The 22910-nt window shown below is 46.5% G+C and carries 25 protein-coding genes; 15 read left to right on the top strand and 10 right to left on the bottom strand.

Annotation, left to right across the window (positions count from 1 at the left end; translation table 11 throughout):
• Window positions 1-175: 175 nt before the first annotated feature.
• Complete coding sequence (locus tag E8L90_RS21650) at window positions 176-2146, top strand: methyl-accepting chemotaxis protein (protein WP_137031335.1); 1971 nt, start codon at window positions 176-178, stop codon at window positions 2144-2146.
• A 73-nt stretch (window positions 2147-2219) separates the two neighbouring features.
• Here E8L90_RS21650 and E8L90_RS21645 read toward each other — a convergent pair whose 3' ends face one another.
• Window positions 2220-2801 (bottom strand): TetR/AcrR family transcriptional regulator, encoded by a 582-nt coding sequence (locus E8L90_RS21645; RefSeq protein ID WP_137031334.1) that lies wholly within the window; start codon window positions 2799-2801, stop codon window positions 2220-2222.
• 250 nt (window positions 2802-3051) lie between these two features.
• Between E8L90_RS21645 and E8L90_RS21640 the strand changes: the two genes are divergently transcribed.
• From E8L90_RS21640 to E8L90_RS21630, 3 genes are all read left to right on the top strand, one after another.
• On the top strand, window positions 3052-4260 hold the full coding sequence (locus tag E8L90_RS21640) for an MFS transporter (RefSeq protein ID WP_137031333.1): 1209 nt from the start codon (window positions 3052-3054) through the stop codon (window positions 4258-4260).
• Window positions 4261-4358: 98 nt separating this feature from the next.
• Window positions 4359-5429, top strand: a complete 1071-nt coding sequence (locus E8L90_RS21635) for an LLM class flavin-dependent oxidoreductase (protein ID WP_137031332.1) — start codon at window positions 4359-4361, stop codon at window positions 5427-5429.
• Window positions 5430-5442: 13 nt separating this feature from the next.
• The gene (locus E8L90_RS21630) at window positions 5443-6387 is read left to right on the top strand and encodes an alpha/beta hydrolase (protein WP_137031331.1); all 945 of its coding nucleotides are present in this window, start codon (window positions 5443-5445) and stop codon (window positions 6385-6387) included.
• Window positions 6388-6489: 102 nt separating this feature from the next.
• On the opposite strand, the gene E8L90_RS21625 is transcribed toward E8L90_RS21630, so the two are convergent.
• Window positions 6490-6834, bottom strand: a complete 345-nt coding sequence (locus E8L90_RS21625) for a carboxymuconolactone decarboxylase family protein (RefSeq protein WP_137031330.1) — start codon at window positions 6832-6834, stop codon at window positions 6490-6492.
• A gap of 386 nt (window positions 6835-7220) precedes the next feature.
• On the opposite strand from E8L90_RS21625, the gene E8L90_RS21620 reads away from it, so the two are divergent.
• Window positions 7221-8597: an amino acid permease gene (locus tag E8L90_RS21620; RefSeq protein WP_137031329.1), complete on the top strand. Its 1377-nt coding sequence runs from the start codon at window positions 7221-7223 to the stop codon at window positions 8595-8597.
• A 310-nt stretch (window positions 8598-8907) separates the two neighbouring features.
• On the opposite strand, the gene E8L90_RS21615 is transcribed toward E8L90_RS21620, so the two are convergent.
• Complete coding sequence (locus E8L90_RS21615; RefSeq protein ID WP_137031328.1) at window positions 8908-9318, bottom strand: DUF2059 domain-containing protein; 411 nt, start codon at window positions 9316-9318, stop codon at window positions 8908-8910.
• A gap of 424 nt (window positions 9319-9742) precedes the next feature.
• On the opposite strand from E8L90_RS21615, the gene E8L90_RS21610 reads away from it, so the two are divergent.
• Entirely contained in the window at window positions 9743-10267 is a 525-nt protein-coding gene (locus E8L90_RS21610; protein ID WP_137031327.1) for a DUF420 domain-containing protein, read from the top strand.
• A gap of 165 nt (window positions 10268-10432) precedes the next feature.
• Here E8L90_RS21610 and E8L90_RS21600 read toward each other — a convergent pair whose 3' ends face one another.
• A complete protein-coding gene (locus E8L90_RS21600) occupies window positions 10433-10750 on the bottom strand; it encodes a hypothetical protein (RefSeq protein WP_137031326.1) in 318 nt (105 codons plus the stop codon).
• Between the two features lie 142 nt (window positions 10751-10892).
• Window positions 10893-11087: a hypothetical protein gene (locus E8L90_RS21595; protein ID WP_137031325.1), complete on the bottom strand. Its 195-nt coding sequence runs from the start codon at window positions 11085-11087 to the stop codon at window positions 10893-10895.
• A gap of 258 nt (window positions 11088-11345) precedes the next feature.
• Here E8L90_RS21595 and E8L90_RS21590 point away from each other — a divergent pair, with 258 nt between their 5' ends.
• Entirely contained in the window at window positions 11346-12110 is a 765-nt protein-coding gene (locus E8L90_RS21590) for an exodeoxyribonuclease III (RefSeq protein ID WP_137031324.1), read from the top strand.
• Window positions 12111-12243: 133 nt separating this feature from the next.
• Here the strand turns inward: E8L90_RS21590 and E8L90_RS21585 are convergent, their stop codons facing one another.
• Window positions 12244-12795 (bottom strand): dihydrofolate reductase family protein, encoded by a 552-nt coding sequence (locus E8L90_RS21585; protein ID WP_137031323.1) that lies wholly within the window; start codon window positions 12793-12795, stop codon window positions 12244-12246.
• A 132-nt stretch (window positions 12796-12927) separates the two neighbouring features.
• Here E8L90_RS21585 and E8L90_RS21580 point away from each other — a divergent pair, with 132 nt between their 5' ends.
• Together E8L90_RS21580 and E8L90_RS21575 are read left to right on the top strand one after the other, a co-directional pair.
• Window positions 12928-13386 (top strand): MarR family winged helix-turn-helix transcriptional regulator, encoded by a 459-nt coding sequence (locus E8L90_RS21580; protein WP_137031322.1) that lies wholly within the window; start codon window positions 12928-12930, stop codon window positions 13384-13386.
• 130 nt (window positions 13387-13516) lie between these two features.
• Window positions 13517-14923, top strand: coding sequence for an alpha/beta hydrolase (locus tag E8L90_RS21575; RefSeq protein WP_137031321.1), 1407 nt, complete (start codon window positions 13517-13519; stop codon window positions 14921-14923).
• 55 nt (window positions 14924-14978) lie between these two features.
• Here E8L90_RS21575 and E8L90_RS21570 read toward each other — a convergent pair whose 3' ends face one another.
• Window positions 14979-15989: an alpha/beta fold hydrolase gene (locus tag E8L90_RS21570; protein WP_137031320.1), complete on the bottom strand. Its 1011-nt coding sequence runs from the start codon at window positions 15987-15989 to the stop codon at window positions 14979-14981.
• Between the two features lie 93 nt (window positions 15990-16082).
• Here E8L90_RS21570 and E8L90_RS21565 point away from each other — a divergent pair, with 93 nt between their 5' ends.
• The 4 genes from E8L90_RS21565 (at window position 16083) to E8L90_RS21550 (ending at window position 18466) form a co-directional block, all read left to right on the top strand.
• Window positions 16083-16886: a MerR family transcriptional regulator gene (locus E8L90_RS21565; RefSeq protein ID WP_137031319.1), complete on the top strand. Its 804-nt coding sequence runs from the start codon at window positions 16083-16085 to the stop codon at window positions 16884-16886.
• A 137-nt stretch (window positions 16887-17023) separates the two neighbouring features.
• Complete coding sequence (locus tag E8L90_RS21560; protein WP_137031318.1) at window positions 17024-17803, top strand: cyclase family protein; 780 nt, start codon at window positions 17024-17026, stop codon at window positions 17801-17803.
• A 10-nt stretch (window positions 17804-17813) separates the two neighbouring features.
• The gene (locus E8L90_RS21555) at window positions 17814-18203 is read left to right on the top strand and encodes a hypothetical protein (RefSeq protein ID WP_244297346.1); all 390 of its coding nucleotides are present in this window, start codon (window positions 17814-17816) and stop codon (window positions 18201-18203) included.
• Between the two features lie 20 nt (window positions 18204-18223).
• A complete protein-coding gene (locus E8L90_RS21550; protein WP_137031316.1) occupies window positions 18224-18466 on the top strand; it encodes a hypothetical protein in 243 nt (80 codons plus the stop codon).
• A 2-nt stretch (window positions 18467-18468) separates the two neighbouring features.
• Here E8L90_RS21550 and E8L90_RS21545 read toward each other — a convergent pair whose 3' ends face one another.
• The 3 genes from E8L90_RS21545 to E8L90_RS21535 form a co-directional block, all read right to left on the bottom strand.
• Complete coding sequence (locus E8L90_RS21545) at window positions 18469-18768, bottom strand: Ada metal-binding domain-containing protein (protein ID WP_137031315.1); 300 nt, start codon at window positions 18766-18768, stop codon at window positions 18469-18471.
• An 82-nt stretch (window positions 18769-18850) separates the two neighbouring features.
• Window positions 18851-19969, bottom strand: coding sequence for a deoxyribonuclease IV (locus E8L90_RS21540; protein WP_137031314.1), 1119 nt, complete (start codon window positions 19967-19969; stop codon window positions 18851-18853).
• A 19-nt stretch (window positions 19970-19988) separates the two neighbouring features.
• Window positions 19989-20921, bottom strand: a complete 933-nt coding sequence (locus E8L90_RS21535) for a DNA-3-methyladenine glycosylase 2 (protein ID WP_137031313.1) — start codon at window positions 20919-20921, stop codon at window positions 19989-19991.
• A 169-nt stretch (window positions 20922-21090) separates the two neighbouring features.
• Between E8L90_RS21535 and E8L90_RS21530 the strand changes: the two genes are divergently transcribed.
• Both E8L90_RS21530 and E8L90_RS21525 read left to right on the top strand, forming a co-directional pair.
• Entirely contained in the window at window positions 21091-21660 is a 570-nt protein-coding gene (locus E8L90_RS21530) for a bifunctional transcriptional activator/DNA repair enzyme AdaA (protein WP_137031312.1), read from the top strand.
• A 100-nt stretch (window positions 21661-21760) separates the two neighbouring features.
• The gene (locus tag E8L90_RS21525) at window positions 21761-22858 is read left to right on the top strand and encodes a threonine aldolase family protein (RefSeq protein ID WP_137031311.1); all 1098 of its coding nucleotides are present in this window, start codon (window positions 21761-21763) and stop codon (window positions 22856-22858) included.
• Window positions 22859-22910: the final 52 nt, after the last annotated feature.

Raw genomic sequence — 22910 nt, 5'->3', positions numbered from 1 at the left:
ATCGGATAGAAGTTTCAAATAGGTACTAACAGGGAAAATATACTTTGAAGAAATGTCCATGTGGAAAAGGTGGGCATAGGTATGAGTCTGACCTGATAGAAACGCGCCTTCTGACAACCGGTGAGGCGTTGTTTGCGTTGCAACTCGTTATTCTACTAGAGAGGAGTCATCACAGATGATAAAGAAAATGATTACCAGTTATAAAGCATCGATATCTAAGCAGATCCTGTTTTTTCTCGTCTTGCTTATCGTTGTTCCCTCTGTCGTTCTATGCCTGACCTTGACACAACTGGCGCGCAACCAGTTAGAGCATGAATTGTTGTCACAAATTGAGTCGGTTACGACGACGACTACACAAGTACTCAATAATTCGTACCGGGAGTATTCTGTTACGATAGAGAGCTTTGCGGATGTTCAAGTTCCACCGGGGCAAAATGCGGATACGTATATCTATGATCGCATCCACCATTTGGAGAAAGACATCGACAATGTTTTGGCTGCGTTCATGTACTACGACAATCGATACTACAACTCGGCGAAAAAGGAAGTTGATCCGACTACCCGTGAATGGTACAAGCAAGCGATGCAGCATAAAGGGCAGGTCATTGTGACGCCACCTTACATCGATGCGGTCAGTGGGAGCTTCGTGATTACGTTTGCCAAGACGCTCTCAGACGGCAGAGGAGTAGCGGGTATCGACGTTTCGATCGATCACTTGAACGAGCTGGTAAAGACGTACAAGATCGGTGAAATGGGATATGTCAGCTTGTTTGATCAGAACAACGTGACGATGTCGCATCCGCGATTCCCACAAGGCAAGCCGCTTGAAGACGAGCGCTTCCAAGTGATGCGTGATCAAGAGCAGGGTTCCTTTGAAATGGACGTTGACGAGCTTCGTGAATACTACCATTTCAACAAGCAAAATTCGCTCAGATTGAACGTCGTTTCCGTGATTGATTGGAGTGAAATTGATCAAGAAACCAAGCCACTGTTGCGGATTTCATTCATGTTCATCGTACTTTTGCTTGCCTTCATTGCCCTGTTCATTTGGATATCCATGAAACGCACGGTGCGACCAATCCGGCAATTGAAGCAACTGACTGACTCGATCGCGCAGGGGGATTTGACGGTCCGGTCTATTGAGAGTGGAAGAACGGATGAGATTGCGCAGCTGCAATCCAACTTCAATACGATGTCGCAATCGTTGTCTGATGTCCTACGTCAAATTACCAATCATTCCGAGCAAATCTCAGCTTCCTCCCAGCATCTGTCTGCGAATTCGGAGGAGAATGTGCAAACAATTGAACAAGTCGCTGCCTCCATGCAAGAAATAGCGTCCATGTCTTCAGATATGAATCGGAGTATAGATACTGTGAAGCAATCGGCTACGCAAGCGCAACAGGAGCTGGATGATGCCATCCGTATTCTGCGTGAGAGCACGGAAATGTCGCAGGTTATCACCGATCTGGCCAATACTGGAGAGGAGTCCCTTGGAGCGGCAAGACAACAGGTGAATATGATCGTGGAACATTCTACCCGTTCTAAGCAGGAGATGGAGGAATTAAAACAGGTTGCTGGAGAAATTAGCGGGGTGACCAACTTCATCCAGGATATCGCCTCTCAGACGAATTTGCTTGCGCTGAATGCAGCTGTTGAAGCAGCGCGTGCCGGGCAAGAAGGTCGCGGGTTTGCTGTCGTCGCTGATGAGGTACGCAAGCTGGCTGATCAGACAGGCTCTGCTGCTGAAAAGATCGACAGTTTGATCGGCGAGGTTCAGAATCGTGTCCTTCACATGGTTAGACGCACGGAGGAAGGCGTGGATTCTGCTACAGCAGGAAGTGATTTGACACAATCCGTTGAGCAGCGTTTTACGGAGATGTATGAGGCCATTAACCGCATTGATGCACACCTCGCGCAAGTAGCCCGCGTCAGCGAAGGGTTGATGCAATCAAATACATCGATGCTTGTAGCCTTTGGTGAATCGAGCGCCATGAGCCAAGCGACTGCACAAGAGGTCGACCAAGTCGCCGCAGCCAGTGAAGAACAAAATGCTTCGATGGAGGAAGTGGCTGCTTCGGCAACGCATCTTGCCAACATTGCGGAAGAGCTGCAATCATTGGTGCAGCGTTTTAAATTGGAGCGCTAACAGAAGTTGTGGGTATGGAGAGAAAGAAGACCAACAAATGTTGGTCTTTTTTTGTCCAAGTTAATTCGAATGGTTACTTAAGTAACGTAAGCGTAACCTCTATCGAATTATCCACAAATGATTGATTTGGACGAGATTTCAAGAATACGGTCAGTCCAATTAACGATACGATAAGCGCTTGGGCGGTAGCTTTCGCGTCTACACTCGAGTCGAGTTCACCCGATTGGATACCTCGCTCAATCGTTTCTTGAAAAATGACAGAGAGGTACATTTGGTGTTCCCTTGTCAAAATCTCAAATTTCTCATCATGAGGGGCTAGCTCGACCATGGTATTAATGCAAAAGCATCCTCGGCTGAGACCTTCCGTATATTCCTCGTCGGCCACCTCTTTAAAAAAATGGCGAAATGCCTCTTTTACGGATGGCGTGTTTTGAAGCTTCGTTCGTATCACGGAAGCTCGAGACATCGTGTATCTACGTAGTGCGGTTTCGAACAATTCTTTTTTGTCCCCAAAGGTCGAGTAAATACTGGGGCGCTGGATGCCCATTCGGGAAGTTAAATCGCTTAATGAGGTAGCTTCATACCCCTTCTCCCAAAAAAGCTGCATAGCTGCATCTAGTACTTTTTCTTCGTCAAATTCGCGTGTTCTTGCCATAAAGAGTTCCTCTCATTACTGATGTATTCGAATCTATGTAACGGCTAATAAACCTTTTTGTACTGAATGGTATTTTATATTCTATTGTTTTTCATCTGTTTTGTCAATTTCAGGTTAGTTTGATCGACCTTGAAAAGAATGGTGTTGACAGGAAAAGAAATGGTGGGATATATTTACTGGGCGTTATAACGTACCGATCGGTATGTTATTATGCGCTAAACGAAAATGAAAGGAGGTAAGGTGAAGTCAGATGGAGGAAGTTATTGAAAAGGTAACGGCCAATTCTCCCATGCCTCGCTATGTAACACTATTGTTTGCGGTTGCTTGCGGGATGTCAGTTGCGAATATCTACTTCGCGCAGCCACTACTTGATCATTTGTCGAGTGAGTTCAGAATTGACTATTCCATCATTGGAATTCTGATCACCCTTACTCAAATCTTTTATGCAGTAGGACTGTTGTTACTTGTGCCACTCGGCGATTTATTGAACCAGCGTCGCTTGATTATCGGCCAGATGTTTTTATCTGTGGTAGCGCTGGTTATCGTAGGGACAGCTTCCACCAGCACGGTACTATTCGCAGGTATAGCAGCGGTCGGATTGCTTGCCGTTGTGACGCAGACGATTGTTGCATTCGCGGCGACCATGGCTGCTCCTGCTGAGCGAGGGCGAGTGGTTGGCGTAGTTACAAGTGGAATCGTCATTGGCATTCTTCTAGCGCGAACCATTGCGGGAGTTTTAACAGATCTTGCGGGGTGGCGTTCCGTATATCTGGTCTCTGCTGCATTTCTATTGTTACTGGTTTGCGTGTTATTTCGGGTATTGCCAAATAGGGAACGGGAGGTAAAATCGCTATCCTATCTCCAGTTGCTTGGATCGGTACTGATGTTGTTCGCCCAAGAACGGCTCTTACGTATTCGCTCTGTTCTAGCGATGCTGATTTTTGCTGCGTTTAGCATCTTGTGGACGCCATTGGTATTGCCGCTTAGTGCACCGCCATTATCTTTGTCGCACACGGCGATTGGGGCGTTTGGTCTCGCAGGGGTTGCCGGAGCGTTAGCCGCAGCGAGGGCGGGGAAGCTTGCAGATAGAGGCTACGGACAGAGAACGACGGGCTTTGCTTTGAGCCTATTGCTACTATCGTGGCTGCTAATCAGCTATACAGAACAGTCGTTATTTGCCTTGGCGATCGGTATCGTTTTGCTTGATTTGGCGGTACAGGCGGTGCATGTTACGAATCAAAGCATGATCTTCACCTTGGGGGCAGAGGCGCGGAGTCGGCTCACGGCGGGGTATATGGTTTTCTATTCAATCGGCTCTTCTGCTGGCTCCATTGCCTCGACCTATACATATGCGCATTTTGGTTGGGAGGGAGTATGCTTGCTCGGAGCCTCCGTTAGTGGGTTGGCTCTGGTGTATTGGGCAGTGACCAGACGCGTTTCGGCTATCTCAGGGAAATAGAGCTACTGAAATACTTCAAAATGAAGATATATCAAATGAAACTATTCTGCTTCCAGAGCTGTTGACTGATACAAGTTTTGCAAAAGGAGAGATGGTCTGTGGAGATTGGTATTACTTCGTTTGTGGAAACGACGCCGGATGCTCAGACTGGTGAAGTGATGAGCCACGCACAGCGATTGCGTGAGGTTGTCGAGGAAATCGTCCTCGCTGATCGGGTTGGGCTTGATGTATTTGGCATAGGGGAACATCATCGCAAGGATTATGCTGCTTCTTCTCCAGCCATGGTGCTGGCTGCGGCTGCACCACTGACAAAAAGGATTCGGCTGACCAGTGCAGTGACAGTGCTTTCTTCGGCTGATCCAGTGCGTGTTTTTCAAGATTTTGCTACACTCGATGGCATTTCGAATGGACGGGCCGAGATTATGGCGGGACGCGGTTCCTTTATCGAGTCTTTTCCCCTGTTCGGCTATGACTTGAATGACTATGATGAGCTGTTTGAAGAACATTTGGAACTGCTTTTGAAAATACAGGCGTCCGAAAAAGTAACCTGGCGGGGCGGTCATCGGCCAGCTATTCAGAATTTAGGCGTGTATCCTCGGCCTGTTCAGAATCCTTTACCTATATGGATCGGTAGCGGAGGCAATCAGGAATCAGTTGTTCGAGCAGGTCTGCTGGGATTGCCGTTGATGCTGGCGATCATTGGTGGGAGTCCGCGGCAGTTTGCGCCACTTGTGCAGCTGTATAAGAAGGTGGCTATGCACGCTGGTCATGACGTATCGCGATTAACGGTTGGGTCCCATTCATTAGGATTTGTTGCAGAAGATACGGAACTGGCGGCAGATACATTCTTTCCTTCTACGCAAGCAGGAATGAATAAAATCGGAAGGGAGCGGGGCTGGGCGCATTATAACCGTGCTAGCTTCAATGCCGCGCGCAGCTTGGAAGGAGCGATGTATGTGGGTGATCCGGAGACGGTTGCCCAAAAGATCATCCACCTTCGCAAACATGTAGGTATGACGCGCTTTATGATGTATGTGCCGATATCCACGATGCCGCATGATCAGGTAATGAGAGCCATTGAGCTGCTAGGAACAGAGGTAGCGCCTCGGGTGCGAGAGGAAATAACCAAGTGGGAAGCAGAGACAGAGCAAGAATCAACATTCGCTTAATGGAGGGATTCACGTGGATTTTCATCGTCGAGTACTGCCGGAATTAAGGCAAACATTAGCACAATTCCCTGGTTTTCAACTGGAAGAAAATTTGGAGTCGAGCAGGGCCATGCTGAAAAATCCGCCTATTGTGAAGTCGGAGCATGTACGTACTACAAGTCGAATGATTCCAGGCGCAGCAGGAGAGATGCTGGCGAAAATATACGAGCCCGTCCAGCGAACAGGTAGTAAGCTTCCGGCTATGCTGTGGATTCACGGAGGTGGCTATGTGATGGGGCACCCCGATATGGATGACGCTCTATGCGAACGCTTTGTACAAGCAGCTAATTGTGTCGTCGTATCGGTTGATTATCGTCTGGCTCCCGAGCACCCTTATCCAGCTGCCATCCATGACTGTTACGCCGGTTTAACGTGGATGACAAACGAAGCTGAGTTACTCGGCATCGATTTGGATCGGGTTGCGATTGCTGGTGCAAGCGGGGGAGGAGGGCTGACCGCAGCACTTGCTTTAATGGCTCGCGACAAAGGGGGACCAGCCCTTATCTTCCAGATGCCGTTGTATCCAATGATCGATAACCGTAATCGTACAGCGTCGAGCTATGAAATCGAGGCGGAAAATGCAACCTGGAACCGGACGAATAATTTGGCTGCGTGGAGCATGTACCTGGGCGAAGGTGTCGACGACAGTCAGGTATCCGCATATGGGGTGCCGTCGAGAGCAGAAAGCTTGGCGGGGCTGCCGCCGACTTATACGTGCGTAGGACAGCTCGATCTATTCCGAGATGAGACGATCGAATATGTGACGCGTCTTGCACAAGCGGGCGTAGACGTAGAATTTCATCTGTATCCCGGATGCTATCACTGCTTTGAAGTGTTTGTCCCTGAAGCGGAAGTGAGCCAGAGAGCCTGCAAAAGCTATATAGATGCGATGGCAAGAGCGCTTAATCGAAATAATTGAGGTGGCAAAAAGCACAACAACCGAACGAGGGAGTTCTCGGCGATTGTTGTGCTTTTGTAAGCTCTTGTAACCGCAGTGGTACAAGAATTTTCGGTCATCTTCTCATTGAATTGTTCCCTGTTTTTCCTCCATCACACCATTGATTAATATGACGCCATGCGAAAGGGTAGTTCCGCCGCCGAATGCTCCGGCTACTGCTACTGTTTCAGCAATTTCTTTTTGGGAAACTCCGTCGTTGAGAGCTGTTTCCAAATGATAGACAATGCAGTGCTCATTTCCGGAGTAAAGGGAGATAGCCAGTGCCTGCAAATGCTTATGCTTGGATGACAATTCACCGGACGAAAAGCATTGACTGGTGAATTCGTTATATGCTCGCAAGGCCTCTGGCATCAGCTGTCCAAAAGCTTGCAGTCCTTCACGATATTGTTCAGCCAAATAGTGCTCCATGGTTCCATTTCCTCCTATTTTAAAATCGCTGATAGTATTTCTTTGTTGGGAAATTTTCATACAGCTTACCCTTCATGGAGGTAGGATCACATCTGTAATTAATTGATTTTTCATGTGTTTTTTCTCCTTCTTGAATGCAAATATATTTATTTATCAAGTATTTTCCTTGTGAATATAATTGTGGATATTATTAAAACATATTAAAATATATGAAGTGATCTACGAATATAGCGTAAGGCGGAGAGGTGAATAATCTTACTAACCAGTAGGAATGCTTGATAAGAAGTGAAGAGAGATGTAAGGGACAGTTTTTTAATCAATAAAACGAGAATGACTAGAAGCTATCCGAAAATACCGCCAACAGCAGAGAGGAAGAGGAAGCTTACGTGGAAAACAAAGAACTGAAGAGAGGCCTGGAAGCCCGTCATATTCAGATGATTGCTCTGGGCGGTACGATCGGTGTTGGGCTATTTATGGGGTCAGCCAGCACGATCAAGTGGACAGGCCCATCCGTCATGCTAGCTTATGCAATTGTAGGAATTTTTATTTTTTTCATCATGCGTGCAATGGGTGAAATGTTGTATATGGAACCGAGTACGGGGTCATTCGCGACCTTCGGGCATAAGTACATCCATCCGTTAGCAGGTTATATGACGGCGTGGAGTAACTGGTTCCAGTGGGTCATTGTCGGGATGGCAGAGATCATCGCCGTCGGGCAGTATATGCAGTATTGGTTCCCGGATTTACCGCCTTGGATTCCAGGCATTATTGCCATGGTGATTCTCGGTGCAGCAAACCTGGTCTCGGTAAAATCATTTGGTGAATTTGAGTTTTGGTTTGCCATGATCAAAATTGTAACGATCGTTTTGATGATTATTGCAGGGTTTGGATTAATTTTCTTTGGCTTTGGAAATGGTGGAAACGCAATCGGATTATCGAATCTGTGGGAAAATGGCGGATTCTTTACAGGCGGTTGGACAGGCTTTTTCTTTGCTCTTTCCTTGGTGATCGGGGCGTATCAAGGTGTCGAGCTAATCGGGATTACAGCAGGGGAAGCAAAAGACCCGAAAAAAACATTAAGAAATGCGATCCAAAGTATCATTTGGCGTATTTTGATTTTCTATATTGGTGCGATTTTTGTTATTGTAACCGTTTACCCTTGGGATCAATTGCATGCAATCGGCAGTCCGTTCGTTGCTACTTTTGCGAAGATCGGTATTACCGCTGCTGCAGGTATCATTAACTTTGTCGTGATCACTGCTGCTATGTCTGGCTGTAATAGTGGGATTTATAGTGCAGGGCGAATGCTGTATACCTTAGGTGTAAATGGCCAAGCGCCGAAAGTTTTTACGAAGCTTTCTTCGAATGGTGTGCCGTTGTTAGGTACGATTGGCGTTCTGATCGGTCTGGGTGCTGGCGTTATTTTAAGCTATATCGCCCCAGAAAATCTCTTCGTGTATGTGTACAGTGCGAGTGTGTTGCCGGGTATGGTTCCGTGGTTTGTCATTTTGATCAGCCAAATCAGATTCCGAAAAGCAAAGGGTACTGAAATGGACAGCCATCCATTCAAAATGCCTTTTGCCCCAGTGAGCAACTATTTGACCATTGCTTTTCTTATCATGGTACTCATTGGTATGTGGATCAATGATGACACACGCGTTTCCCTGATTGCCGGGATTGTCTTCTTGGCGATTGTGGTCATCAGCTTCTTTGCACTAGGAATTAGCAAGGCCGCACCACTAGACGAGCAATCAAACAAGTAATAATGAAAGGGGCCAACATGTGTTGGTCTCAGGTTGTTGAAAAACACACGTTTTGTTTCAAGAGAGAATTAGACTCGTGTGCCATTAATTCCGAAGGATGAAAAATTAAGATAGCTTTTCCGTTTAGTCCATCTTGGCTAAAGAGGAGAGCTATCTTTTTTATGTATTGTGTCCCTGCTATCATTAAATCCTTGCTCTAGGTACGTTGATAACCGCGTTAAGAACTATTGAACAAAAAAGGTTGCCGAAAACTATCTCGACAACCTGGTGATCCGAAAATTTGTTTTAAACCAAATGTGAAACCTTCTGCCTAACTAATCCAAACATTCTTATCGATATTGCTGCCAGTTGGTACAATATCTAATACTGCTTGTCCGATTGTATTGCCGTATTTGTCTACAGCACGAACATAAAAACTGAAGAGTTTTCCAACTCTTAACGCAGTTATGTTAGCGACAGTAGCGGTCATACTACCAGATTCATACGGATATCCATCTGTTACGTTTGTCAGAATATACTCGTATCTCACTGCATTTGAAACATTGTTCCAGCGTACTGTAAGATTCACATATTCTGCAACAGAAGCTTTTGATTCTTTACTAGGCGTTGAATAGTTAGTAGTTGAAGTAGTCGCGAGTGCTTGTTGTGGCTCCTGAGCAAAAGCAGGAACAGCTGAAGTCAATACTGCCAGTGTCGCTAAACCAGTTATAAACTTTTTCATTGCAAAACACTCCTTCTTATCTTTTATTTACCCACCTTCAGAAGCCTAATATGTTTGCTTGGGTATTTATAATATAGATTATATTTGATTAAATGTAAATATATGGAAATAGTATATGGTAATTTATTTTCTTACCGCAACTAATGAATATCAACGTACAGGAACAAGCTCTAATGACAGCGGCTTGCCCAAAAAACAAGAAGATCAAAATGGAAAAGATTACCGAGACTTTCTCGATAACCCGAAGACTAACATGTGTTGGTCCTTTTTTGTTCATCAAATCGCCTTTGTACGGCATACCTACTTCGTTTATCATTAGGATGACCGGACTGGTTAACCGCCTGTATCAGCCAATGTCCGAGCTCGTCAATGGGTAGACTAAAGCGGGATACTCATTCATGATCTAAGAAAAAGGAGCATAAGAATGAAACAACGCAACTATACACCGCTCATCGTTATTCTCACCATAGCGATTAACACGCTTGTCGCCATCTTGTACTTCATGCCGAAAAACAATGATTTCAGCCATCTCGACCTGTCGTTTCTGCCGTTTTTTAATGCGGTCATGAACAGTTTTACCTTTATATTTTTGATTGCCGCGCTTGTTTCCATCGTGAAGTTTAAAAACATGAAGATGCATCGAGGATATATTTTTGCAGCCTTCTCGACAACAGCTCTCTTCTTGGTTTCGTATGTGATCTACCACGGAATGGCACCTAGCACTTCCTACGGGGGAGAGGGAATTCTTCGTCCGATTTATTACTTCATCTTGATTACACATATTTTGTTGTCGGCGCTTATCGTTCCTTTTGCGCTGATTACGACGGCACGTGGACTCAACATGAAGGTGGAAAAACATAAAAAAATCGCCCGCTGGACGATGCCGATGTGGCTTTATGTCAGTGCGACGGGCGTCATTGTTTACCTCATGATTTCTCCGTACTATTAATAAAAAAAAGAGCATTAGCTGCTGAAGCTAACGCTCTTTTTTATGGAAGAAGCTTTTATATTTTCGTTTCACACATGCAATAAGAGTCACCTGATTTTGCGATCGATTTGATTTCATCCCAAGAATATGCCCCAGTTTCTACTAACTTCTTCCCTATATAGACAATTACCAATCCCATCGGCTTGGCTTGATTCCGAGATTTACGGCGAGTACAGAAGCAATCGGCTGCTTGATGGGGGCAAGTGAATTTGCGGTGCAGCTGGATTCCGGCCGGTAATTCAATTCCTGTGCCTTTTGGATATCGGCTTCGGCTAGATTGTTCGTTTTGTTTGCTTGCTCATAACAGGGCGGTGAAATATACGTCTTGTTTGTGTGCTCCAATATGATTCGTGTATCGGGTGAGGGATCTGCCTCAATAGGAATGGAAAGCACGCCTGCTACTACGACTACAGCACCCATGCTAATAAGAAGTCCTCGCTTCATTCTATTCCCTCCATCTATTTAGTAAAGGATTGTCCAAATGAGCCGATTTATTGTAACACCTTATTTCCAAGCCAGTAATGGCTCAATGTAGCTATTTACATAAAAAACCACCGTTTCCAATATGGGACGGTGGTTGGTTTATCTATGAAGAGATCCCTATGCCATTTTTGTCGACGCCTAGAGCTTGTTGTGCCATACTCTTGAATTCTTCCAGCCCTGATTTCAACGCAAAGGTGGCAAGAGTAACGGGATACGCAGCCGTCATCTCAACGATATGCTCATGCATACGCGGCCATACACGGTCTCCTGCTTTCTTATCCCGGCGCGGTTGAGGCAATACCCCATGGAACACCCTCTATCGTATTTGCAAAAATCGCAAGGAAATCTAAGCCGGATTCATTCACCTTCACGGTAGTTGGGTCCACAAGGATTCCGTTTTTGAAAATGGCTGAGCTTACATGGGGTCTTGTCGATTTTAACGAAGTCTCAGGAATGCGATGCCCATTGCAATGTCCATCATTGTACCCTCCTGTAATTGAAAACAAAGATAGTGTACCATGGAATCTAACGAATAGCGACGAGGAGACTAGCGATGATGAAATTGATTTCTTGGAATGTAAATGGACTTCGCGCATGCGTGAACAAAGGGTTTTACGAGTACTTCAAAGAAGCGAATGCTGATATATTTTGTTTGCAGGAAACGAAGCTACAAGAAGGTCAAATCGAGTTGGAGATCGGCGAGGAGTATCATCAATATTGGAACTACGCAGAGAAAAAGGGTTATTCCGGAACGGCTGTTTTTACAAAAATGGAACCACTATCTGTGCGCTATGGCTTGGAGGAAGATCATGAGCCTGAGGGACGCATCATTACGCTGGAGTTTCAGGATTTCTATCTGGTAACGGTATATACCCCGAATGCGAAGCGCGATCTATCAAGACTGGATTATCGGCTGGAATGGGAGGAGCGGTTTCGGAACTACTTATTGCAGCTAGATGCGAAGAAGCCCGTGGTGGTTTGTGGAGATCTGAATGTCGCCCATCAAGAGATTGATTTGAAAAATGCGAAGTCCAATCGCAATAATTCTGGCTTCACTCCAGAAGAACGTGAGAAGATGACGAGTTTGCTGGCAGCCGGGTTTGTGGATACCTATCGATATTTTTATCCGGATCAGACAGATGCATATACGTGGTGGTCTTTCATGCCGAAGGTAAGGGAACGGAATATCGGGTGGCGTATTGATTATTTTCTTGCGTCTGAGAGACTGGCTCCATCGTTGCTCGGGGCGGGAATTGACTCACAGGTGATGGGAAGCGATCATTGTCCGGTCGTGTTGGAGCTGGGGAACATCCTGAAATAGCAAAACTGGCAGCAGAAGTTCCAGTTCGTGAGCTACAGGACGTAACGTAATCAAAATCTGTTAAGATTACGCTGTAATTTCTCAAAAGAAACGGGGCCGAATAATGCGGTCCCGTTTCTCTTAGTAAGCAAGATTAAATATAAAAAATGTTATAAGTAGGCTTCGTTACGCCGTTCACGTACTGCTTCATGTCCACTAACTCGAGTTTGAGACGTGGCTTCAGACTTCCGAATAGCGGGACACCTTCACCGACCATCACCGGATTCACTTTCAGCACTAATTGATCAATCAGTTGATGTGTCAGTAACGCTCCTGCCAATTCACCGCCCCCACATAGCCACAGCTTGCCGTTTTCTTGCTGTTTGAGATTCTTGATAAATTCGATGGCATCGCCTTTGACCAGCTCGACTTCTGCATTGGACTCAAACTGCATGGAGCTTGAGAAAATATAATGCTTGATCCCCTTATAGCCTGGTTCGCCGGGCTTGGCACCGAATTTAAACCCAAACTCGTACGTTTTGGCGCCCATCAGGACAGCATCATATTCCTGAATTTCAGATAAAAAATCCGGTACATGTTCGCCCTCAAATAAAAAGAGAGTGCTGTCGATATTTCCGTCCATCATGGCTTGATCGGCAATGAAATTGTCTAGCGAAACGGCAACATGATACGTTAAGGTAGCCATTCAGAGATCCCTCCTTTTTCGTACTTCCATTTTATGTGAAGCAAGCTGGGATTTGAACACACCAGATTGACATAGTCGTAGATTATCGTTTATCTTAATAGTTAAGTTAACTTAATTATTGGTGGTGGTTAAATGAATGAAGAGCTCGTCGCTTTTATCCGGGAGCTAAACGAAATCGAGTATGCTTGCCAGGTGATGCTGACGCAAGAATACGCGGATGTGTTGGATGAGACGATTACGAGTAACCAGATTATTATGATTAACTTGTTGCATGATCGCGGTCGACTGCTCACTGGTGAACTGGCAAAGCATATGGACATCACGGCAAGTGCAGTCAGCCAAATGTTGAACAAGATGGAAAAGCGCCAGTTAGTCAAACGTTCGATTAACCCTGGGAATCGCCGGGAAATTTTTGTGGAGCTGGATACTGCCGGAGTGAACTATATCGAAACAAGCCGCAAGATTGAATTGTCGATCATAGAGCGCTTCTATTCCAAACTTCCTTACGAAGATTTGGTAGCGCTAAAGGAAATAATGTTGAAGTTCCGGAGAATTATTGAGGAAGAGCAGACGCCGAAGACAGTTGAATAATGACGAAACAAGGGTGAGCGGCTGGGGCATCAGGAGAGGGGCGGATGTCTTGGCTAACCCGTGCCCTATATTTAAGTTTAATTAAATATTAATTTGCATTAATTATCTGTGTGAAGGAGGCTGCATCGATATGCGGATTTTTGAAGTTGTGTTTGTCATTTTGGCTATAGGCTCATTGTGGTACTTAATTTGGTCTCGGAAAGCTCCAGGGCGGCTATTTCTATGGGGAATGCCTATTTTGCTGGTCGGAACAGGGTTGTTTCACCTAATTTTTGAAAATGCGCGTTGGCAAATGGGGCTAGCTTATTTGATTGCACTAATCGCCCTATGTATGTACGGAGCCAGGGCTTACCGGAACATGATAAGGGATAGAGAATGGAAGAAGTCTATTTTACTCAGTGTGCCGGCTTTTCTACTGAGCGCACTCGCCATTTGCCTGCCACTTATGTTACCTGTCTTTTCCTTTGAGAGACCAACTGGCGCTTATCGAGTAGGAACGGTTACCTACACATGGCCGGACAACTCTCGCATAGGGAGTGACGGGACGTCCAGAAAGATCAATGTGCAGATCTGGTATCCAGCTGATTCTTCATCTTCTGCTACTCCAGGTAAATACATTTCCAACCTGCCGGCGTTTGCCAAAGCAATCGAGGAACAGTACGGATTTTCTGGGAAAGTATTGAGCTACCTCGAACAGGTGGAGACGCATACTTACGCGGGAACTTCCTTCGCCCCAGACGTAAAACAAGCACCAATCATTTTCTTATCGCACGGGAATATGCTAGGTAGCCGCTTTACGAATACGTTTCAAGCGATTGAATTAGCCAGCCACGGTTATATTGTAGCGGCGGTCGAGCATCCTGGGACGGCGATGCTGTCTGTTTATCCAGATGGCAGCTATGCTCCTTTCATAGACACGAGCTCTCATCTCCCTATGGAATACAACGTACAGAATCATGCTTCTATTCCTGTTATCAAGGAGCAGACGCAGGATATCGAATTTGCCCTTCAGCAGCTTATGGATATGAGTGAAAGTGTAACGGAGAGTCCGTTTGCCCATCGAGCTGACTTTTCCAATGTGGGCATCATCGGTCACTCCTTTGGGGGTGCAACTGCGGTAGATGTTCTATACAAAAATCCTGCATTTAAAGCAGGTATTAATATGGATGGCTACTTGTACGGTGAGGATCGTGACAAACCATTAACGAAACCGCTGATGATTATGAACGGAGGCTTCAAATTACCAGAACTGGAGGATTCCCCGGAGATGAATCTAGCCGAAGAAGGGCGGCGAGAGCGAGTATTAGCTCAATCAGGTGTAGAGTTGGATATCTTGCAGGCGGGGCATCTCAGCTTTACAGATTTTCCTCTGTATTCACCACTGATGGAAGCAATTTGTCCTGAAGCGCGGCGCAATCACACCATTATTAACGAAGTATCGCTAGCCTTCCTGGACCGGAATCTTAAAGGTGATCCAAATGCTTCCTATTTAGATGTTGTGGAGCGCTTTCCAGATGTTACGATAAGGATGAAGTGATGTACCTTTCAATAAGGAAGGGGCACCATTATAGGTGTCCCTCTACTTCGTATTTTCAGTTCGTTCCCAACAGTTCTTTTAACGTGTTATTAATAAAAGCGGTATCGACTGGGTTAAGTCCAAACCCAGCCAAGTGTCCCCAGATTGATTCAATCGGCTTAAAGGTAGCGTTAGGGATGTGCTTCGTCTCATATTCACTGTCTTCTGGCGTGAAATACAAATCAGTCCGTACGGGCATCACAACCGTTCGTGCCTGGATGCTTCGTAACGCTGTCTCAAAGTCTCCCTTGTACTTATCATTTTGGCTAATGTCGGCATGCTGCCACGTCCACATCATCGCCAGCAAGTCATTTGCATCCGAAGGAACAAAGCTCTCCTCCCAAAATCCCGAGATAAATTCGGAAAGTGTCTCATAGCCCAAAGCTTTATAGCATTCCTCTCGGTAAAATGGCTGTGAAAACCCCCAACTCGCATAAACGCGGCCCAAGGTACGTAAGCCCACCTCGGGAGGCGCTGTATATTGCCCGTTATTCCAAGCTACATCGGCTTGCAATGCTGCTCGGATGCCTTCGATCAAGACGATGTTATGCGGCCATGTTTTTGCGGTTCCGGCAAAAGGAGCCAATCTTTCGACCATATCTGGGTAGAGTGCCGCCCAATGAAAAGCCTGGATGGCCCCCATCGACCAGCCAGTTGCCAGCGCAATTTTTTTGATGCCAAACCTCTCCGTAATGAGTCGATGCTGAACTGCGACATTATCGTAGATCGTAACGTGTGGAAAATGGGACTGATCATACGGGCTTGCCGTGTTGCTCGGGGAGGACGATAGCCCGTTGCCGAGCATGTTGGGAATGATGATAAAATATTGATTCGGGTTCAAAGCCTTATCTTCCCCGATAAGCCATTCGTTTTGGTAATGCTGGTCTCCAAACGATGTAGGAAATATAATGACGTTATCCTTGGCTGCGTTGAGCGTGCCGTACGTTTTGTAAGCAATAAATGCATGCGGTAGTGTCACTCCTGACTGCAAGCGAACATCTCCCAAGTGAAAAATGTCGTAATCCATTTCGCATTGCTCCTTTTCTAAGCATGATTTTTTTCAACTATAAACGTTCCCGTACAGGGGAAAGTCAAGGGGACGATAGAGTGGGGTTTTTCCATGTTTAAGATCAGTGAATTTTCCCGATTGAGCAGAGTGTCCCTAAAAACGCTTCGTTTTTATGACCAAATTGGCATTTTAAAGCCAGCGGATATCGACAAAGAGACTGGCTATCGGTTTTATGCAGCAGAGCAATTGGTTACGCTTAATCGAATCCTCATGTACAAGGACTTGGGATTTACGTTGCAACAAATTCAGCAATTGCTGCATGAAGAAATGTCCATAGACCAACTACAAGGCATATTCAGGCAAAAAGAAAGGGAGATGGAACGGCTACTTGAGGAGGAGCAAGCACGATTGAATCGAATCAAGGAGCGTCTGCTTTCGATCGAGCAAAAGGGGTACATAGAACAAGAGGTTGTCTTTAAACAAGTCGAAGCCCAAAAAGTTGTTTCATTTCGTTCAGAAGGTACCGTAGAGGAGATTCCGATGCTTTTTGATCAGCTGGCTCATTATGCAGGCAAGCAGCAGAGAGGGATGCTTTCCCCCATCGTTTTGTGGAAAGAGTCGGAGAGAGACGAGACGGCATTCGAATTAGAGATCGGCTATGTACTCAAACAGGACATTGCCTTGCCATCCGACAAGCTGGAAGTACGTATGCTGCCAGAGGAGCCGATGATGGCCACCCTGGTCCAACGCGTAGAGCCATTCGTTCCTTCTACGGCCTGTATTGACTTGGCAAAATGGATAGAGCGCAATCAATACCGGATCAAAAAAGATCAGCCAGGCAGAGAAAACTATCTGCAATCCCCACATGGGGGCGATACGTATATAGAAGTACAAATTCCCATAGAATCCCCATGAAGAAGGCCAGTACCTGTATAGACGAGGAGGTACTGGCCTTTTGCTTGTGTTCATTTGACGATGGTGGAAGGCAGGTAGTACAGTAGGGTTGATTGAAAATACAGAAAACTCAAAGGGAGAAAGAAGGGAATCCTGCTATGAACAGAAAAGCACGTAGGTTCATTGATCTGAGTGTGCCTCTTGATCGTCTGGCAAAAGAACCGTTCCCACCTGAGATTCAATACAATAGTCATGAAGAAGGGGCTGTCCAAGCCGCCCAGTATTTCGGATTGCAACCAACGGATTTTCCCGAACAGAAGGCTTGGGCGAGTGAAACAGTGACACTCACGACACATACGGGAACACATGTCGATGCACCATGGCATTACTGGCCTACTTCAGAGGGAGAGCCAGCGAAAACGATTGATCAGTTGCCGTTGGAGTGGTTCTACGGAGATGGTGTCCTGCTTGATTTTAGTGAAAAGCCGTCTGGCTATGAGATCACGGTGAATGATGTAAAACAGAAGCTCGCCCAAATCCAATACGAACTAAAACCGTTCGATATTGTCCTGATCAGGACGGACGCGGATAAAAGATACTATGAAGAACACTATTTTCAATCACATGCGGGAGTATCCGCCGAAGCGACACATTGGTTGATCGATCAAGGAATCAAGGTCATGGGAACCGATGGGTGGGGATGGGATATCCCGTTTTCCGTTCAAGCCGCTGATTATAAACAAAATCCGCGCGATGGCGTTTTATGGGCGGCCCACTATGTGGGAAAAGAGAAGGAGTATTGCCAAATTGAAAAGCTGGCGAATTTGGAGCAATTGCCGAGGCCCTACGGGTTTACCGTTTCTGTGTTCCCTGTAAAAGTGAAGGGAGCAAGTGCGGGATGGGCGCGTCCTGTTGCTATTTTTGAAGAAGAGGAGTAGTTGCATGGGCATGAACAAGCGAGTGAAAGTTTTGTTCCTCCTATTTTTCTTGTACCTTTGTTTCATCATGATCGCGAATGCTTCTCTGATCGGGTATCCTTCATTACCATTCGAATCCAAGTCCAAAAGAGAAGTGACGGAACTGTTGGGCGAAAACACGGGAACCATCGTCAAATTGACAACGGAGGAAAACGTCGATTGGTATGGGTATGGGCCGCAAGCAAATCAAGCTACAGCGGCGGAAGCGATGAAACGAGCGGTGACAGAAAAAGGCTGGACCTTTATCCAACAAGATGGAGCCGGATACTTTTTTGAACGGGGGAGCGAGAAGCTGATCATTACCTCACAAATGTGGACAGGCAACTATGTACTCTTTCGAATCCCCGCAGGTGTTCTATAGAGAGCGCAGGAGGCTGGCAAATGAGCCGGATTGATAAAAGAAATCGTTTAGACGAAAATCCCTTTCACTATCGAGTAGCAAAAGATCAGACGGTATTCATCGACTATCAAGGGAAGCTGGTAAAAACGTTAAAGGGGAAGGAAGCGGAAAGATTTCTAGATAAAATAAAGGCAGCGGAAGATGACAAAACGGTACAATTACACCTCGCGAAAATCACAGGGAATTTCAAGCGAGGAAATGAACGAAATGGAAAGACTCTTTAAATCTACGCTCGCATCGCTTTCCACAACAAATATTTCTCCCGTAAACAAACAGCGCAAGGTCGATACCCCGCAGCAATAGCAGTAGCTTCATCCGCAAAAAAAACGCGATGCCGGACATAACCGCCTCGCGTAATAGCTCTGATAGCAGAGGGGCAATCCAGTCGGCCGTATATTGTGCGTGGTCGATAGCCCCCCAATGTACCCGGAGTATCACTTTGATAAAAGGAACGATCAGCTCCGAGCAGGGTGTATGTTTTGGCAGAGTCAGCATCTGGAGGTGCTGGCTTTTTCGGTGTAGGCATATGGCTCCCCCTCTATTGGTCATGTGTTGTTTTCACTCCAAAAGGAGGAAGCCACGGTCAGCCTACATGTAGTGTTCTTACCTTACGAGAATTTCGGAACCGCGAAGTAGGCACTCAAGCGATGGTTGATCTGCTCTTCGGTAAGCTCAGGGAACAATCTCGCTTCCTTCACCATATCGTACAGGCGCTCCATCGGCTCGCGGCCATCGGCTTTCTTTGCCTTCGCGTCGTTTTTGAGCAGCTCCCAAATTCCAATCACATACTCGCGTCTGGTGACATCTTGTTTGCGGAAAAAGAAATCGAGGCGCTCCACATGGTCCATGAATTCGTCGCCGAAGCGCTTGTCCACTTCCCCGCGCAGGAGGGCGATTTCTGCTTCGTACATCGGACGCTCGTTGCCTTTTTCTTTGCTGATCCAAGGTGTCTCCAGTACAAGTGGCAGGTGGCGGATTTTCTCGTGGTTCACGATGTAATGCATCGCATCAAAGCCGATGAGTCCCGCACCGATTGGCGCATGGCGGTCTTTGCCTGCCCCGCGGAAGTTTTTGCTGTCATTCAAGTGAACAACGGCGAGACGGTCCAAGCCGATTGTCCGGTCAAACTGTTCCAAGACGCCATCGAAGTCGTTGACGATATCGTAGCCAGCATCGTGAATGTGGCAAGTATCCATGCAGACGGTCAGCCTGCTGTTGTCTTCTACTTTCTCGATGATGGCCGCGATTTCCTCAAAGCTGCGACCGATTTCCGTCCCTTTACCCGCCATCGTCTCCAACGCGATGTTCACTTCGGTGTCTTTGACGCCTGTCAGAACTTCATTCAAGCCTTCCGCGATCCGGGCGATGCCGTATTCTGCATCCTTGTCGGTGTATGCGCCAGGGTGTAGCACGATATTTTTGACGCCAATGTAGTCGGTCCGGCGAATCTCTTCTTGCAGAAAGCGGACAGCGAGCTCGTAGGTATCGTCCTTGTAAGAGCCCAAGTTAATAATGTACGGGGCATGTACGACAATTTCATCCACGCCCTGCTTCGCCATTACTTCTCTGCCTTCCGTAATGTACTGGTCCTCGATCGGCTTGCGGCGGGTGTTTTGCGGTGCACCCGTGTAGATCATAAAGGTACTCGAGCCGTAGGTGGCTGCTTCTTGGGCGGCATTCAGCAGTCCTTTACCGGAGAATGATACGTGCGAACCTATTTTTAGCATAGGATAGAACCTCCTTTGATTAATAAAGAAAACGCCATAAATAAAAAGTAGCGTACGACTCCCAATTCGTCCAAGCCTTGGATAGCTCTCGTATTTCTGCTTTTGTCGGCTTTTTTTCTTTGCCAAGTAAAAATTTGATCGCATTGTGCAGGCCGACATCATCAATGGGAAAAGCAGAAGGAATTCGCAGACAACGCATGAGCACATAGTTGGCCGTCCACGGTCCAATCCCGCGGATGCTGGTCAATCGTTTCTCCGCGGTCTGATAATCTCCTCCGTCCCATAATAGCTCTTTCGATAGTTTCCCTTCAACGATGAGTTGTGCGACGTCAATCAAATACTCGCATTTCTTGGTCGTCATGTGCAATCCATCCAGATCAGCGACGGATAATCCGGCGATTTTTTCCGCTGTGGGAAAAAGCCAATACGTCTGTCCTTCGAACTCTACCTGTCTTCCGAATGTCTCTACCAACCGGCGTTTCAGCGTGTACGCATAGGTCAGATTAATTTGTTGTCCAATGATTCCCCAACTGAGCGCTTCAAACAGGTCGGGAATACCCATGGTCCGCAGCCCGTAAAACTTCTCAACGGACTGCTGTAGAAGAGCATCTCCTGCGGCAAGCTCATAAAACGGAACCAGGTCTCGATCGAGATCGAACCAATCGCGGATATAGCGTGCTACCTCCGTCCGGACTTGTTCAGTGGGAAGCGAAGGGCTGAGAAAACGCACAGTCAATCCTTGCTCGTTATCTGCGTGAATTTCGACCACTTGTGAATCTTGTTCAATTGGGATGGCTTTGTAAAGGCGCCCGTTTTGAATGTGAAACATGCATTCGTTGGATGCTCTGGACAAGTATTGAAGATTTTGCGAAAAACTGAATTCCGCAGGTACGGACAAGATTATTTCTTCTCTATTATCGACCCAAGCCTCGTGTGATAGACTGCTTGTCATGCGAAAACCTCCTGTCTGACTTCCTCCTAGTTTTATAACAATAAAAGCGATCCTGTCATTTCGTTATCTTGCTATTTTAATCTTTTAGCAGTACGGATCACGCAGTGTGGGGGTATACTGTCGGTAAGAGCAAGCGATTCGAAAACGGCTATGGCAAAGGAGATGACATGTGTTGGAGGAACGGGTGACCGATGAGCGATGGCAGGCCATTATTCATAACGATGTGTCTTACGATGATCAATTTTTTTATGCGGTAAAAACGACGAAGATCTTTTGTAGACCGTCGTGCAAGTCGAAGCCGCCAAAGAGGGAGAACGTGCGGGTTTTCCAAAATGCAAACCAAGCTATGCGGGAAGAATTTCGGCCATGTAAACGCTGTAAGCCCACGGGAGAGAGGTTGCCTGATCGTGAGTGGGTGGCACAAATTACACAGTATATTGATTCTCATTATAACGAAAAGCTGACGTTGGAGCATTTGGCTGATGTGTGCCATGGCAGTCCGTTTCATTTGCAGCGAACATTTAAGCGACTCATGGATATGACGCCCGTGGAGTACATCCAGAAAAAGCGAATAGAAAGGGCACGAGAGCTGCTGGCTCATTCGAACAACCAGATCGCGGATGTTGCGCAATTGGTGGGAATGCCGAATACGCCGTATTTTATCACGGTGTTTAAAAAAATGACGGGTAAGACCCCGAGTGAATATCGCCAACAGTACGTCAAACAACAAACGACATAAGCTGCTTGTGAAATGTGATATCTTTAGAAGGAAGAAGCATCGGCATCCGAGAATAAAGACCACTTCCATGGGAGTTTTTGAAAAAAGGAGCCCTGCCAAAATGAGCGATACGAAAACCTTGAAGGAAGTATTTAAAAAGACCACTTATCAAATCGCCGGGCACAGTAAGAGAGACCTCCATCAATTGCAGCAGGTCCTGTCCAGCGTGGATGGGAATGTGGAGGGTGATATGTATGGAGCAGGCGAACTCATCGAGAATTTTCAGCGCAAGATGGCCGAATATTTGGGCAAAGAGTCTGCCGTATTCTTTCCCAGCGGTACGATGGCCCAACAAATCGCGTTACGCATCTGGTGCGATGAGAAGGGAATCAAAAAGGTCGCCTATCATCCGCTCTGCCACTTGGAGATCCACGAGGAGGATGGGCTCAAGGAGCTGCATCAGATCGAGGCGGTCTTGCTGGCGGATAAAGACAGCGTGATTGGACTGGACGATGTTCTCGGCATGGACGATGATATCGCGTGCCTGTTGCTGGAATTGCCACAGCGTGAGATTGGCGGACAGTTGCCCCCGTATGAGGATTTGGAGGCGATCTCCCGTTATTGTCGGGAAAAAGGAATTCGGCTTCATCTAGATGGTGCCCGACTTTTGGAAACCCTGCCGTATTACCAGAAGTCAGCCGATGAGGTATGCGCATTGTTCGATAGCGTGTACGTTTCCTTTTACAAAGGGATAGGCGGAATTGCCGGAGCGATCCTGGCTGGGGATGAAGATTTCACGAAGCAATCGAAGGTATGGAAAAGACGCCATGGCGGTGACTTGATTAGCTTGTACCCGTATATTGTCACGGCAGAATACCATTTTGAGCAGAGAAAACATAAATTCGGTCAATATTACGAACATGCAAAAGAGCTGGCGGGATTGTACAACCAATGCCAGGGGATATCCACGAGACCGATCTTGCCTGTGTCCAACATGTTTCATGTGCACGCAGATTTACCGAAAGAAGAGCTCGAGCGTATCATGGTTTCACTTAGTGAAGAGACAGGTATTGGCTTCACGCATTATGTAAGACAGGACGACGAATCTTCTAGCTCCTTTGAGGTAAGTATTGGCGATCGGTATGCGATGATCCCGAAGGAAGAGCTAGCATCGGCATTCGAAAAGCTGAATCGGAAAATAGGGGCGCAAGGGAAGTAACACTGACCATATTTGTCAGGGAAGAGGGTCTATGATAGAGCTATCGACGAAC

The organism is Brevibacillus antibioticus (genome assembly GCF_005217615.1).
In the GTDB taxonomy this organism is placed as follows: Bacteria; Bacillota; Bacilli; order Brevibacillales; family Brevibacillaceae; genus Brevibacillus; species Brevibacillus antibioticus.
Note: the sequence above shows the minus strand (reverse complement) of the source record. Positions and strands in the feature narration are given on the sequence as shown.

What these genes read in the sequence shown, in the direction of transcription:
- E8L90_RS21640 (WP_137031333.1), top strand. Translation starts at nt 3,052, where the DNA reads ATGGAGGAAGTTATTGAAAAGGTAACGGCCAATTCTCCCATGCCTCGC.
- E8L90_RS21645 (WP_137031334.1), bottom strand. Translation starts at nt 2,801, where the DNA reads ATGGCAAGAACACGCGAATTTGACGAAGAAAAAGTACTAGATGCAGCT.
- E8L90_RS21540 (WP_137031314.1), bottom strand. Translation starts at nt 19,969, where the DNA reads ATGCTAAAAATAGGTTCGCACGTATCATTCTCCGGTAAAGGACTGCTG.
- E8L90_RS21575 (WP_137031321.1), top strand. Translation starts at nt 13,517, where the DNA reads ATGCGGATTTTTGAAGTTGTGTTTGTCATTTTGGCTATAGGCTCATTG.
- E8L90_RS21525 (WP_137031311.1), top strand. Translation starts at nt 21,761, where the DNA reads ATGAGCGATACGAAAACCTTGAAGGAAGTATTTAAAAAGACCACTTAT.
- E8L90_RS21560 (WP_137031318.1), top strand. Translation starts at nt 17,024, where the DNA reads ATGAACAGAAAAGCACGTAGGTTCATTGATCTGAGTGTGCCTCTTGAT.
- E8L90_RS21625 (WP_137031330.1), bottom strand. Translation starts at nt 6,834, where the DNA reads ATGGAGCACTATTTGGCTGAACAATATCGTGAAGGACTGCAAGCTTTT.
- E8L90_RS21590 (WP_137031324.1), top strand. Translation starts at nt 11,346, where the DNA reads ATGAAATTGATTTCTTGGAATGTAAATGGACTTCGCGCATGCGTGAAC.
- E8L90_RS21615 (WP_137031328.1), bottom strand. Translation starts at nt 9,318, where the DNA reads ATGAAAAAGTTTATAACTGGTTTAGCGACACTGGCAGTATTGACTTCA.
- E8L90_RS21550 (WP_137031316.1), top strand. Translation starts at nt 18,224, where the DNA reads ATGAGCCGGATTGATAAAAGAAATCGTTTAGACGAAAATCCCTTTCAC.
- E8L90_RS21610 (WP_137031327.1), top strand. Translation starts at nt 9,743, where the DNA reads ATGAAACAACGCAACTATACACCGCTCATCGTTATTCTCACCATAGCG.
- E8L90_RS21580 (WP_137031322.1), top strand. Translation starts at nt 12,928, where the DNA reads ATGAATGAAGAGCTCGTCGCTTTTATCCGGGAGCTAAACGAAATCGAG.
- E8L90_RS21585 (WP_137031323.1), bottom strand. Translation starts at nt 12,795, where the DNA reads ATGGCTACCTTAACGTATCATGTTGCCGTTTCGCTAGACAATTTCATT.
- E8L90_RS21555 (WP_244297346.1), top strand. Translation starts at nt 17,814, where the DNA reads ATGAACAAGCGAGTGAAAGTTTTGTTCCTCCTATTTTTCTTGTACCTT.
- E8L90_RS21565 (WP_137031319.1), top strand. Translation starts at nt 16,083, where the DNA reads ATGTTTAAGATCAGTGAATTTTCCCGATTGAGCAGAGTGTCCCTAAAA.
- E8L90_RS21600 (WP_137031326.1), bottom strand. Translation starts at nt 10,750, where the DNA reads ATGAAGCGAGGACTTCTTATTAGCATGGGTGCTGTAGTCGTAGTAGCA.
- E8L90_RS21650 (WP_137031335.1), top strand. Translation starts at nt 176, where the DNA reads ATGATAAAGAAAATGATTACCAGTTATAAAGCATCGATATCTAAGCAG.
- E8L90_RS21570 (WP_137031320.1), bottom strand. Translation starts at nt 15,989, where the DNA reads ATGGATTACGACATTTTTCACTTGGGAGATGTTCGCTTGCAGTCAGGA.
- E8L90_RS21535 (WP_137031313.1), bottom strand. Translation starts at nt 20,921, where the DNA reads ATGACAAGCAGTCTATCACACGAGGCTTGGGTCGATAATAGAGAAGAA.
- E8L90_RS21545 (WP_137031315.1), bottom strand. Translation starts at nt 18,768, where the DNA reads ATGCCTACACCGAAAAAGCCAGCACCTCCAGATGCTGACTCTGCCAAA.